The organism is Embleya sp. NBC_00888 (assembly GCF_045207655.1).
GTDB lineage: Bacteria > Actinomycetota > Actinomycetes > Streptomycetales > Streptomycetaceae > Embleya.
The window spans coordinates 1,901,055-1,913,639 of record NZ_CP108785.1 but is presented as its reverse complement, the minus strand read 5'-3'; the positions used below and the strand labels follow the sequence as shown (position 1 = coordinate 1,913,639).

The 12,585-nt window shown below is 71.4% G+C and carries 12 protein-coding genes; 7 read left to right on the top strand and 5 right to left on the bottom strand.

The window, feature by feature from the left end; translation table 11 throughout:
- Positions 1-105: 105 nt before the first annotated feature.
- Positions 106-1,035, bottom strand: a complete 930-nt coding sequence (locus tag OG948_RS42620; protein WP_331770350.1) for an alpha/beta hydrolase — start codon at positions 1,033-1,035, stop codon at positions 106-108.
- A gap of 571 nt (positions 1,036-1,606) precedes the next feature.
- Positions 1,607-2,578, bottom strand: a complete 972-nt coding sequence (locus tag OG948_RS42615) for a universal stress protein (protein ID WP_331770349.1) — start codon at positions 2,576-2,578, stop codon at positions 1,607-1,609.
- Between the two features lie 602 nt (positions 2,579-3,180).
- On the opposite strand from OG948_RS42615, the gene OG948_RS42610 reads away from it, so the two are divergent.
- Positions 3,181-3,756 (top strand): alpha/beta fold hydrolase, encoded by a 576-nt coding sequence (locus OG948_RS42610; protein WP_406300588.1) that lies wholly within the window; start codon positions 3,181-3,183, stop codon positions 3,754-3,756.
- A 70-nt stretch (positions 3,757-3,826) separates the two neighbouring features.
- Here OG948_RS42610 and OG948_RS42605 read toward each other — a convergent pair whose 3' ends face one another.
- Positions 3,827-4,429 carry a TetR/AcrR family transcriptional regulator gene (locus OG948_RS42605; RefSeq protein WP_331770347.1) on the bottom strand — a complete coding sequence of 201 codons (603 nt, stop codon included), beginning with the start codon at positions 4,427-4,429 and terminating at the stop codon, positions 3,827-3,829.
- 257 nt (positions 4,430-4,686) lie between these two features.
- On the opposite strand from OG948_RS42605, the gene OG948_RS42600 reads away from it, so the two are divergent.
- The 3 genes from OG948_RS42600 to OG948_RS42590 all read left to right on the top strand — a co-directional run bounded on the left by OG948_RS42600 (position 4,687) and on the right by OG948_RS42590 (position 7,182).
- Positions 4,687-5,505 carry an SDR family NAD(P)-dependent oxidoreductase gene (locus OG948_RS42600; RefSeq protein WP_331770346.1) on the top strand — a complete coding sequence of 273 codons (819 nt, stop codon included), beginning with the start codon at positions 4,687-4,689 and terminating at the stop codon, positions 5,503-5,505.
- A gap of 154 nt (positions 5,506-5,659) precedes the next feature.
- The gene (locus OG948_RS42595) at positions 5,660-6,511 is read left to right on the top strand and encodes a hypothetical protein (protein WP_331770345.1); all 852 of its coding nucleotides are present in this window, start codon (positions 5,660-5,662) and stop codon (positions 6,509-6,511) included.
- A 176-nt stretch (positions 6,512-6,687) separates the two neighbouring features.
- Positions 6,688-7,182 (top strand): peptidylprolyl isomerase, encoded by a 495-nt coding sequence (locus OG948_RS42590; protein ID WP_331770344.1) that lies wholly within the window; start codon positions 6,688-6,690, stop codon positions 7,180-7,182.
- Positions 7,183-7,331: 149 nt separating this feature from the next.
- Here OG948_RS42590 and OG948_RS42585 read toward each other — a convergent pair whose 3' ends face one another.
- Positions 7,332-7,850: an Lrp/AsnC family transcriptional regulator gene (locus tag OG948_RS42585; RefSeq protein WP_331770343.1), complete on the bottom strand. Its 519-nt coding sequence runs from the start codon at positions 7,848-7,850 to the stop codon at positions 7,332-7,334.
- A gap of 103 nt (positions 7,851-7,953) precedes the next feature.
- Between OG948_RS42585 and OG948_RS42580 the strand changes: the two genes are divergently transcribed.
- The 3 genes from OG948_RS42580 (at position 7,954) to OG948_RS42570 (ending at position 10,688) form a co-directional block, all read left to right on the top strand.
- Positions 7,954-8,907: an EamA family transporter gene (locus OG948_RS42580; protein WP_406300587.1), complete on the top strand. Its 954-nt coding sequence runs from the start codon at positions 7,954-7,956 to the stop codon at positions 8,905-8,907.
- A 72-nt stretch (positions 8,908-8,979) separates the two neighbouring features.
- Positions 8,980-9,606 carry an RNA polymerase sigma factor gene (locus OG948_RS42575; protein ID WP_406300586.1) on the top strand — a complete coding sequence of 209 codons (627 nt, stop codon included), beginning with the start codon at positions 8,980-8,982 and terminating at the stop codon, positions 9,604-9,606.
- The gene (locus tag OG948_RS42570; protein ID WP_406300585.1) at positions 9,603-10,688 is read left to right on the top strand and encodes a hypothetical protein; all 1,086 of its coding nucleotides are present in this window, start codon (positions 9,603-9,605) and stop codon (positions 10,686-10,688) included. The genes OG948_RS42575 and OG948_RS42570 overlap by 4 nt, the downstream gene beginning before the upstream one ends.
- Positions 10,689-11,050: 362 nt before the next feature.
- Here the strand turns inward: OG948_RS42570 and OG948_RS42565 are convergent, their stop codons facing one another.
- Positions 11,051-12,553 (bottom strand): S1 family peptidase, encoded by a 1,503-nt coding sequence (locus tag OG948_RS42565; protein WP_331770340.1) that lies wholly within the window; start codon positions 12,551-12,553, stop codon positions 11,051-11,053.
- Positions 12,554-12,585 lie beyond the last annotated feature (32 nt).

Here is a 12,585-nt window from a genome sequence, read left to right as displayed (position 1 = left end):
GGCGCGCATCCAAGGAACGTATAAGCGCTTCCCGGATCGGACAACCGGCGTGGCGCATTCGTCCGCTTTGGCCTCGGCATTCGTTCGCCGGGCCGTTCGCGGCCTTCACCCGCTGCCACCCGCGCCGGGCGAGGAGGTGAGCGCGCGGACTGCGGCGGCGACCGCCTCGGGAGCGGAAATCATGGGCAGGTGGCGGGACTTGGGGATGATCGTCGGTGTGGGCGCGCCGATCCGCGCGGCGGTCTCGGTCGGGGTGCCCGCGTCGAAGACGTCGTCGTCGGCGCCGAAGACCACCGACTTGGGCACGTGCAGTTCGTGCAGTTGGGCCAACCGTCGGGCCGAGACGCCCAGGACACCTTCGCCCAGCATGCTCCACAACGCGCCCTCGGCGCCCGCCACTTGGAAGGGCCGCCGCCATTCGTCGACACCCGCGCCGTCGAGCCTGGGACACTCGGGCCCGCACTGCGCGTCGTACATCCTGCGGATCAGCCCATCGACGCCGAGTCCGATCCGCAACAGGCTGGTTCGGAACGGATCGATCAGGACGTACTCGAGTGCGGCGGGCGGTCCGGCACCGGTGTCGAGCGCGTCGCCGTCCAGGAGCATCACTCCACCGATTCGCTCGGGTGCGCGCAGCGTGGCCTCGGCGACCATCGCCGCGCCGCTGGAATGGCCCACCAGTATGGGTCGTTCGTCGGGGCCGCCCAGGCGCATGGCATCGAGGAAGCCCAGGAGTTGGCGAGTCAGGTGGTCGACCGTGTACGGGCCGCGCCGTTGGCTGTATCCGTAGCCGGTGAGGTCGAGCGCGTAGACGCGATGATCCCGGGCGAGGATCGGCGCCAGCCGAGACCACGTGTCGACCGATTCGAAGGCACCGTGCACCAGCACGACGGGTGGCCCCGATGTGCCCCAGGTCTGGTAGCGCGTGCGTACGTCGGCGGCCTGAACGTAGGTCAGTCCCGGAGGTGGCGTGGCGCGATCGTCGGTGAAAGCGTTGTACGTGAACGACGCGATCGTCACGGCGACCAGCAGCACGGCGCAGGTCAGCGCGATACGACGGGTCCACCGCCGAACACGGGAACGCGGCGGTGCGTCGGCGACCGGCGCTTCGAGTGGTTCCGGCGCTCCGGGCTCATCAGGTGTTTCGGACGCGGTGGACTCGGTGGGTTCGGTGGGTTCGGTGGGTTCGCCGGGTGCTTCGGGGGCTTCGCGTTCTCCGCTCCCTCGGGCTTTCTCGGATGTTTCGCCGCTTCGAGGGACCGAACCGGTGGTCGAGGTCGCCGTGCCTTCCTCGGTCTCGGCGGTCTTGTCGCCGGTTGATGCCTGGTCCAAAGCGTGCGCCCCGTCGGTGGATGAAAGCGCCGGAACCGAGCGGTCCGGACGCGCGGGCGAACCGACGGGGCCGACGGTGCCGGCCGACGATCCGGTTCTCCTTCTCGCGGGACAACTCTCGCGTCCGGCCTCCCCTCGGCGCGTCCGGCGCGAGGATGCTTTCCGGCACCTTCGTGTGGGGCAGGCCACGCGCACACGCATGCTCCCGGGGAGGTAGGCGCGGGCCGCGGGCCATGCATTCGGGCATCGGGCCGGTCGCCGCCGGCCGCCGGAGTCACCCGGCGTCGGTCGCCTGCGGGACGATCACCAGGGGACCCGGGGCGTGGTGGATGAGGCCGTGGGTGACCGATCCGAGCAGCATGCCGCGGAATCCGCCCACCCCTCGGGTGCCCACCACCAGGCACAACGCGTCCTCGGCGGCGTCCGCGAGGGAACGGATGCGATGGCCGAGGATGGTGATGCGCTCCACGGGCACGTCCGGATACTTCTCGCTCCAACCGGCGAGGGTCTCGCCGAGCCGGATCAGCCCCTCCTCGACCTCGGACTCGCTGCCGAACGCGGCGACCATGTTCGCCGTCGGTGGGCGTACCTGGACCGCGCGCAGCGAGGCGCCGCGCAGCGACGCGGTCTCGAAGGCGTAGCCGACGGCGCGCTCGCAGCCGGGCGAGCCGTCGATCCCGACCACCACCATCGGCGGCACGCCGGCGGCGGCTTCGGGGCCGCGGACGACGGCCACCGGACACGGCGCGTGTGCGCTGACCGGGACGGCGATGCTGCCGGTCGTGAAGAGCTCCGCGAGGGCCGACAACCGGCGCGACCCGAGGACGAGCATGGACGCGGCGTGCGCCTCGGCCCGCAGTACCTCCACCGGCCGGCCCTCGACCGTCTCGGTACCCACCTCCAGTCCGGGGTGCCCTGTCGCGGCCACGGCCCGCGCCTTGTCCAACAGCGCGTCGTCGGCCGCGTGCCGACGCTCGGTCCAACTGAGGCGGGGTACCGACACCCCGGCCTCGGGGTAGGTCTCGACCGACCAGTCCAACGCGTGGGCCGTACGCAATCGGCCGTCGTGGCGGCTCGACCGCGTCGAGGCATCCGCCTCCGCCGGGTCGACCGGCCATTCCGACGCGTGCACGAGCCGCAACGGCAACCCGTGTCGTACGGCCTCGTCCGCGGCCCAGCCGACGGCGAGCATGCCCGCCGCCGAATTCTCCACTCCGGCCACCACGGGCCGACGTCCGGTTGTCATGACAGCTCCCGATCACCCTGGGGAATCCGCCTCGATCGCGGTGCTGTCTACCACTGTCTCTCGGCGAGTGCCCCGACGGCGCGGCCACCGCTCTCGGGACACCTGTGGGTCGCCGCGGCGTCGCGGTGGGTAGCCCGCCGGAGGCGGCCGTGACACGGGTGAGGCCATATAGCGGCACTTTGTCACCGATCGAACCCGTACGGTGAGAGTCGTCGACCCGAGCCGCCTCCGCGCTTCGGCGTCCTCGGGGCGGCCCGTCCGGATCGGAGAGGGCATCACGATGGGTGAAGAGACGGCCGTGGGTGTGGGTCCGTCGGGTATCGACGTGGCGTACGAGCGCTTCGGCGACGCGGCGGACCCGCCCGTGTTGTTGGTGATGGGCGGCGGGGCGCAGATGATCAATTGGCCCGAGGGGTTGTGCGCCGAACTGGCCGACCGAGGGCTGTACGTGATCCGATTCGACAATCGTGACGCCGGACGGTCGACGCACTTCTCCGACCTGCCGGAACCCGATCTTCGGGCGGCGCTGACCGGCGACCTCTCGACGGTGCCGTACACGTTGTCGGACATGGCGGCCGATACGGTCGGGCTGCTCGACGTCGATGGGATTGCCCGGTGTGCATGTCGTCGGCGCGTCCCTGGGCGGGATGGTCGGGCAGACGATGGCGATCGAGTACGGCGACCGGATTCGGTCGTCGACGTCGATGATGTCGAGCACGGGCGCTCGGGACGTCGGTCAGGCCGACTTCGCCGCGCTGGGCGGGCTGGGGCCGGCCCCGGAAGACCGCCAGGGGCACATCGACTGGACGATCCGGGCGTCCCGAGTCCTCGGATCCCCCGGCTTCGTGTTCGACGAGGCCGCGGTGGCCGAACGGGCCGGACGGGCGTACGACCGCGGCCACGATCGTTCCGCCATGCTGCGTCAGGCGGTCGCGACCGTGGCTTCGGGAGACCGTACGGCCCGGCTCGGGTCGGTGCGCGTGCCCATCCTGGTGATCCACGGGACCGCCGACATCATGTGCGACGTCAGCGGCGGACGCGCCACCGCCGCGGCCGTCCCCGGCGCGGAACTGGTCGTCATCGACGGCATGGGCCACAACTTCCCCCGTGAACTGTGGCCCCGGTTCGGCGCGTTGATCGCGAACCTGGTGCAACACGTCGAGCGGAACCCGTCCTGACGCACGGCCGACGCCCCGCCCACGGTCGGTCGCAGGGCCGCGCGGAGACGACAGCCGCCCGGAGGCCGGCTCAGCCGTCTGTCGTCGCCCCGTGGACGGCCGCCACGGCGGTCGTGATCAGGCCGGTGAGGGCGGCCGCGTCCCGGGTGGGTTCGCCGCGGGCCAGGCCGTCGTACGTCTCGAAGCCGGTGAGTTGCCAGATGATGTCGATCGTGTCGGCGGGGGTCTCCCGTGCCTGGCGGCGGAGCAGCTCGGTCAGCGCGGCTCGGCGCATGTCGTCACGTTCGCGCAGCAGTCGGTCCAGGTCCGCGTCCAGCACGGCCATGCCGCGCAGTCGGCGAATCGCCACCGGATCGTTCGCCCAGAAGCGGCAGAAGCTCTCGGTGAACCGCCGCAGCGCCGTGTCGGCGTCGTCGGCGGCGAACGCCTGGGGCAGGTCGAGGCCCGCGTGGCCGGCGAGCGCGTCGAAGAGGGCCTCCAGCAAACCGGACTTGGATCCGAAGGCGTTGTAGATCGTCTGCCTCGAGACGTCCGCAGCCTTGGCGATCGCGTCCACCGAGATCTGGGTCGGCTTGGGGGCGGCCAGCAGCGAGCGGGCTGCGGCCAGGATCCGCAGTCGGGTGTCCTCGGCGGCGGCCTGGCGTTTGTCGGACTTGTAGACGCGTGGACTCACGTGGCTTGCCTCCTCCATGATTTTGGATTTACAGTCTGTCCATCGAATTCTACGCGAGCTCCGGATCGCGCACACCCCGGCCTGCCCGGGATGCGACGCGGATTCGACGGCGCGGCGACTTCGACCGATCGCGACGGTACTTCGAGCGATCGGCCTCGACGCATTCGACCGACCTTCGATTCGACCGACCACCTCCGATTCGACCGACCTTGATGCGGCCGATCTCCATGCGGCCGACCTCGACACAGGAGCCCACCATGTCCATCGAACAACCACTCGACGGTCGGGTTGCGATCGTCACCGGCGCGAGCCGGGGCATCGGCGCCGCCACCGCCCGCGCACTGCACCGCGCCGGGGCGGCGGTCGTCCTGGCCGCCCGCGACACCGACGCGCTGAACACGCTGGCCGCCGAGATCGACGCGGACGGCGGACGCGCGCTCGCCGTACCCACCGACGTCACCGACCCCGCCGCCGTCGAACGCCTGGTGGCCGTCGCCGTCGACCGATTCGGCCGACTGGACGCGGCCGTCAACAACGCCGCGGGCGGCGGTCACCCGCCCACGCCGCTGGCCGACGTGGACGTCGCCGCCTTCGACAGTGCCCTCACCGTCAGCCTGCGCGGCGTCTTCCTCGCCATGAAGTACGAGATCCCCGCCATGCTCGGCTCCGGCGGAGGCGCCATCGTCAACATGTCCTCCACCGCCGGGCTCCAGGCCGTCGGCGGGCTGGCCGGCTATGTCTCGGCCAAGTTCGGGCTGATCGGTCTCACCCGGACCGCCGCGCTCGACTACGCCGACGCCGGCATCCGGGTCAACGCGCTCGCGCCCGGGCCGATCCACACCGAGCAACTGGAGGCCGCGGGCGAGCACGCGCGGCGGGCCGCAGCGCAGGCGATGCCCATGAAGCGGATCGGCGTGCCCGACGAGGTCGCGGCGGCGGTGGTGTGGCTGTGCTCGGACGCGTCGTCCTTCGTCACCGGCGCGACACTGCCCATCGACGGCGGCAAACTCGCCGGCGCGCCGCCCTTCCGCAGGCCCGTGGGCACTGCGCCGCGCCCGGACGCGTCGTCGTCGTGAACCTGCTCCCGACCGACGACACCGGTAGTACGCAAGGCCGTTGGGGAGCGTGGAACGCGCCGACCCGGGCGTCGACCGGTGTGCGGTACCGATGGTGCCGCGCCCCGATGGATCGCGGTGGGAACCGATTCGGGTCGGTGGTCATCGAAGCGGCGTGACGACGACGGAAGACGGGGGTGCCCCCGACATGGGACCCGGGATCGAGACGGAATCGCCGAGGCGGAGTCGGTGGTGGACTCGTGCCCGGGTACTCCTGGCCGCCGGCACGCTGTGCGCGGTCGCGGGTGTGACGGCGCTCGTGTGGGAGCCGTGGGTCGACGGTGATCCGGGGCGGAGGGACGCGGGCCCGGTGTTGGTTCCGGCGAGTCGGACGTATCCGGTTCTTCCCGATCCCTACGGTGACCGGTACGACGCGAAGTTGTCCCCGACGTTGATCCGGGAACGGCAGGCCTTTCGACAGCGAGTGGCCGACGTCGTGCAGCGGCATCTGCCGCCGGGGGCGGCGATGGCGATCAGCGAGCTCTCGTTCGGCGACTATCGGGTGACGATCGACCGAAACGAGTATGCGATCACGTTGTACATCGATCCGATTCGGCCGGTCCGGAAGCCACCGAAGGGCGTGGTCACGACGATGCGCTCCGATTCGACTCCCGGCCTTCGGCCGCGGCAGAGCATCGACCGGTACGACCCGAGATGCAAAGCCTCGCCACCTCGTCCGCCGGGCCTGGGGTGCGTCGACGGGGCCCTGCCCAACGGTGAGTACGCCGCCGTGTACTTCCCCGAGAAGGCGGACGTCCCGGACTCCCGACCCGGGACCACCGGTCCGTCGGCATCCTTCCGGTATCGCAACGCCACGGTGCAACTCACCGTCCGTACCCAGGAGAAGTCCCGCGCCTTCCCGCCGATCGCCGGCGAACAGTGGCTCGGCGTGGTGACCGACCGGGACTTCATCGAACTCGTCGACTACTGCCGCGCGCATCCGAAACTGAAGGGCAACGGCTGGTGAGGGACGATGCGGGAGGAGTCGAGCCGGGACCGCGCGGCGGCGGGGCCCGGGACAAATGTGAGGTCCGCCAGGCCGCCGACGAATGCGGCGGATCGGAACCGGTGCCGGGAGCGCTGTCGACACGGCGGGGAAGCCGGTGCCCGGCGACCCCATGCCGGTAGGGCAGGATGGGGCACATGAGCAACGTCTACTTCGACATCACCATCGACGATGTGCCCCAGGGCCGCATCGTCTTCTCCCTCTTCGACAAGGTCGTCCCCGAGACCGCGCGGAACTTCCGCGAACTCGCCACCGGCCAGCACGGCTTCGGCTACGCGGGTTCGTCCTTCCACCGGGTCATCCCGGAGTTCATGCTCCAGGGCGGCGACTTCACCCGCGGTGACGGGACGGGTGGGAAGAGCATCTACGGCGCGAAGTTCGCCGACGAGAACTTCACCCTCAAGCACGACCGCCCCTTCCTGCTGTCGATGGCGAACGCCGGCGTCAACACCAACGGCTCGCAGTTCTTCATCACCACCGTGGTCACCTCGTGGCTCGACGGCAAGCACGTGGTCTTCGGCGAGGTCGTCGAGGGTGCGGACCTGGTCAAGAAGATCGAGGCCCTGGGCTCGCGCTCCGGCAGCACCAAGAGCAAGATCACGATCGCCGCGTCGGGCGTCGTCGAGGGCTGATCCCCCACGCCTCACCAACGGCGGCCCCGCACTCGCGTCGGGGCTCGTCGGTGCCCCCGGGCGCCACGTTTCGGGCCGAGTGCCCCGTGGCGTTCGGGGGCTGCGCGCCGTGCCGCGCCCCACCGTCGGCGGCCGTCGTCGCCTCCTCCTCAGCCCTCGTCCGCTCCCGCGTCACGCGCCTCGTCGGGCGCCTCCTCGGCCGTGCCCGCGACGGCCGACAGCAGGGGTCGTTCGAAGAGCGTGCGAAGCACGATCGTGCTGCCCGTGGAGCGGATCACCGGGACCGAGCGGATCCGGTCGAGCGTGTCGGCGAGATCGCCCGTCGACGCCACCCTGACCTTGATCCACATGCAGTCCTCGCCCGCGACGTCGTGCGCCTCCAGCACGGCCGGGTCACGCCGGATCGCCGCCTCCACCTGATCGCGCGCCGCCTTCCCGGCGTCGAAGCGCAACGCGACGAACGCCGCCGTGCCGGCATCCACCGTCTCGGGCGCGAAGGTCGCGTGATAGCCGGTGATCACACCGTCGCGCTCCAGTCGCTGAAGGCGATCGCGGACCGCCGGCTCGGACAGGTCCACCGACTTCGCGAGCGCGCGCACCGTCCGTCGCCCGTCGTTGCTCAGTGCTCGAAGCAGTGCGCGGTCGATCTCGTCGAGCTGCCGTGCCATCGAATCCCCTTGTTTCCGCGAATGAGATGGACCTACTCTAAAAAAGGCTAGCAGCCGATTCGGGCTAACTTATCGAGGCATGGGGGCCGTCTTGACTCCTCTAATGAGGGATCGACTGATGCCGTGGGCGGCTCTCGTCACCGTTTGGATCCTGTGGGGCTCGACGTATCTGGGCATTCGGTATGCGATCGAGACGATTCCCCCGCTGCTCTCGGCCGGAGCGCGGTTCCTGACCGCCGGCCTGTTGATGTTCGCGGTCGTCGGACCCCGGCACGCGCGTGGCGCGCAGCGACCGACCTGGCCGCACCTGCGTTCGACCGCGATCATCGGCGGCCTGCTCCTGGTGGGCGGCAACGGGCTGGTCACCCTGGGCGAACAACACCTCGACTCGGGACTGGCCGCGTTGATCGTGGCGACGGTGCCGGTGTGGATGGTGCTGATCAACGCGGGAGTCACCAAGACGCGCGTGTCCGGCCCGGTCCTGCTCGCGCTGCTCCTGGGCACCGTCGGCATCGGCGTACTGGTCGGCGGCCCGGGCGGCGACGTGCACGCGGGCGGCACGGTCATGGTCCTGATCGCGTGCGTGTTGTGGGCGGCCGGCTCGGTGTACGCACGGAGCGCGCCGCTGCCGAAGCACCCGTTGGTGGTGGCCTCGTTGGAGATGATCACGGCCGGTGTGATCCTGCTCGTACTGGCCGCGCTGCGCGGCGAGTTCGGCCGGGTGGTGGTCGCCGACATCTCGACCGCCTCGTGGTTGGGCCTGGCCTGGCTCGTCTTCGCGGGCTCGATCGTCGCCTTCAGCGCGTACATGTACGTCAACGGCGTGCTCCCCAACGACACGGTGGCGACGTACGCGTACGTCAATCCGGTGATCGCGGTCCTGCTCGGCGCCGCGATCGCCCGCGAGTCGGTGGGCCCGAACGTGTACCTGGGCGGCGCGATCATCGTCGCCTCGGTGGTTTTGATCGTGGCCACCCGCTCACGCCGCCCCCACCCGCCCCGAGCCACTCCCGCCCGAGCCGCCGACGAGACGGCGGAGGCCGAACCGGCGAGATAGCCCGGCGCGCCGGCCGCACGGATTCCGCCCGGCGGGTGGGAACCCGTGGTGGGGTCGAGGACACATAAGGGCGTGAACATTCCCACCGAGACCGACCGTGAGTTGTGGGACAGGGCCTGCCGGGGCGAGCGATCAGCCTTCGGCGACCTGTTCGACCGACACGCGCGCGCGGTCCACAACCACCTGTTTCGGCGCACCGCGTCGTGGGCGGACGCCGAGGACCTGACCTCGGCCGCCTTCCTGCACGCGTGGCGCATGCGATCGGAGGTCGTGCTCCATCACGACAGCGCGCTGCCGTGGTTGTTCGCCGTCGCCCGCAACCTGGCCGCGAACAGCGGGCGGGCGTTGCAGCGCCATCAGGCGTTGCGGGCGCGGCTGCCCGCTCCCGTGCCGAGTCCCGATCACGCGGACGAGGTGGCCGCGCGGCTCGACGACGAACGCACGATGGCCGCGCTGCTCCGGGCCGTCGCCGAACTCCCGGACCGCGATCGCGAAGTCCTCGAACTGTGCGTGTGGAGTGGCCTCGACCATCAGGCCGCCGCGGCCGTGCTGGGGGTGGCGGTCGGCACGGTGAAGTCCCGGCTGCATCGGGCCCGCGCCCGACTGCGCGGCCTCGTACCGGTGGGTCCGTCCGCCGAGGACGCCCGTTCCGATTCCGCGGCCGATCGTCGGTCCCCGATTGCGAAGGAGGCGTCGTGATGATCCCGAACCATCCGCCCGCCGACCGTGACCTGCGCGAACACGTGGCCCGCAGGGCGGAGTTGCTCGCCCTGCTCGACGCCGCGGAGGACCTCGAGGGCTTCGACGCCGTTCCGCGTCCCGACACTTTCGCAGCCGGCCGCGAGCCCGACCACATCCACCGGGTCGGTGACCGGGCACCGGCGCGCCGGCGCGGGTTCGTCGCGCGTTATCGGCTCCCGCTGCTCGCGGCGGCATCGGTGGCCGTGCTCGTGACGGGCATCACGGTGGGTCTGCCCGACGACGACACGCGTTCGCAGCGCACGCCCCCGGCCGCGCCTTCGAGCCCGGCTCCGCCGGTCACCGAGGCGCCGGCCACGGCGGCCAAGCCGCCTACCCTGCCGGCGGGCATGCTGCCGGTGCCCGCGGGGCGGGAGATGCCCGAGGCGCTCGCGCGCGACTTCGTCCGCCGCTGCGTGTCGACCGTGCCCAACCCCGAGGGCCGCGCACAGCCCGCGTTGGCCGCGACGTTCCGCCCCTATCTGGCGGTGCGGACGCCGAGGTCGGGCCTGCCCGACCTGTACTTCGCCGTCGCGGTCGACGATCGCGCGCGCATCGTGGAGTGTCGCGGCGACGCGGACCCGGAAACGTTTCCCTCACCCACGTCCGGCCCGATCGAGGACCCCGAGTGGATGGCCCGCCCGGTGGAATACCAGGCCGGGTCGAGTTCCACCCGGACCCGATGGACGGTCGAGGCGTGGGGTCGCTACAGCGGCGCGGTCACCCGCGTCACGACGGACCACGGCCGAGGCGAACAGGACGTCCTGATGGGGGGCGGAGTCTGGTACGGCACGTTGTCGTCGAGCACGTCCGGTGAGCCGGAGCCGAACGACGAATACCCTCGCGTTCGCGCGTACGACAAACGGGGCGAGCTGATCTGGGACTCCGAGCGGGAGAGTCGGGTCAGGGGTTCGAGCAACTGTGGTCGCACCCCCGACGGCCGCGTCGTCGGCTACCTCGCGCCGGACCCGAACGGGAGCCGGAACCCGCTGACGTGTCCACCGGCCGTGCCCTGGACGGCGGGGGAACCGAACCGGCCCTGAGGTACGCGTGCGCCCGCTCCGCCGGCTCGGTCGCAGCCCCGGAGCGGGCGCGCTCATCGCCGCGGCCGTCGCGAGCGGTTCCGGGACGGTCCCGGCGAAGTGGTCGGGCAGGCCGAGCGCGAGGGCCCACGCCCGGACCGCGTCCGTGCGGACATCGGGCCGGTGACCGGGTTGCGGATCGTCGCGAAGGTGTCGCTCAGGGCACGACCGCCGGCGGGGTATCGACCGAGTGCCGGACGCGGCGACGGGTACAGGCGTCCGGATCGACGCCTGTACCCGTGCCGCGCGGGGCATGCCCCGCGAGGTCCGCTCACCTCGAGGTCCGCTCACCTCGAGGTGTGCTCACCTCGGGGCTGCTCGGCTCAGGGCTTGCTCACCCCCAGCGTGTAGCCGCCCGAGCCGCTGTAGGCGTGCACGACGTAGCGGTAGCGACCGGCGGCTCCGTTGTGGTTGATCGTCTCGTTCGCCTGCGGTGTCGTGCCCGCGGCGACCTCGTTCCAGGTGGAGCCGTTCCACTTCTGCAGGGCCAGGTCGAAGTCGGTGCCGACGGGTCCGGTCAGGCAACCGGTGTGCGTGCCGGACGCCGTGGTCTCGTAGTACGAGTTGTTCGGCTGGATGGCCTGCGCGCCCGACGCGAGGGTGCCGGAGTAGGTGTTCTGCGCCCCGGCGCAACCGGTCGGCGGGGTGTTGCCGGTGACCAGGGTCAGTCCGTAGGTCTGCAGGATCTCGTTGACCGGCTGGTGGTACGTCTCGCCGCCGGAGGAGCAGTTGCCGGACCCACCGGAGGTGACGCCCTGGGCCTGGCTGCCCGAGATGAACGACCCGCCGGAGTCGCCGGGTTCGGCGCACACCGTGGTGCGGGTGACGCCGGTGACGGTCCCCTGGGGGTAGGTCACGGACGTGTTGTGCTGCTGGATCGTGCCGCAGTGCCAACCGGTCGTGGAGCCGGAGCGGCAGATGGACGAGCCGGCCGGAGCCTGGGTGGAACCGGCGACGGGCACGGTGCCGGGATAGCGGTTGACGAGCGGCCGCGGGGTCCAGTTGGCGTTCGTGGCCACCCACGCGTAGTCGTTGCCGGGGAAGGAGGACGCCTGGAAGGTGCCCTGCGCCGCGCCGTTGCCGGTGGTGGTGGCACCGGCCCGACCGCAGTGACCGGCGGTGACGAAGCCGTTCTGGGCGCCTCGGGTGATCGGGAACCCGATGGAGCAGCGGGAGGAGTTGTTGATGTTGTACGCGTCGCCGCCGCGCAGGTCGGCCAGCGCGCGGGGTCGCACGGTGGAGGGCACGATCTCGACGGCGGCGGCGTCGACACCGCTGTCCACGACGAAGGCGCGGGTACGGGCGCTGTCGTGGGACTGGACCACGACCTTGTTGGTGGTGACGTCGACGTACCACAGCGGGGTGTCGGCCGGTGTCCGGCGCAGCGCGGAGCGGTCGAGCGCCTCGCGGACACGATCGAGGTCGGCGAGCGAGTGCGCGACCACGCGGGCGGTCGCTCCGTTCGCCTCGATGGCGCGCACGTCGCGCCGGTCGGTGGTGGCGACCACGAACTGCGCGGAATCGCCGCTCAACCAGGCACCGGCCCAGTCGGCGCCCAGGCGTTGGCGCAGGGCGGGCTCCTGGATCGCCGCGCGGTATTCGTTGGCCAGGCGGGCCTTGGCCGCGGTTTCGGTGAGGCCCAGATCGCGTTGGAGTGCCTCGACGACACCCTCGGGGGCGATGGGGGCCGGCTCGACGGGGACGACGAGGGCGTCGTCCGTGGTGGGGGATACGGGACTCGCTCCGGCCGTGGAGGCGGTGCCGCCGAGGGACAGGGCGGCGAGCAGAACGGCACAGGACGTGGCCGCGACACGCTTGAGGCGCATGGGGACTCCTGTCGGTGGGGACGACAGAAACG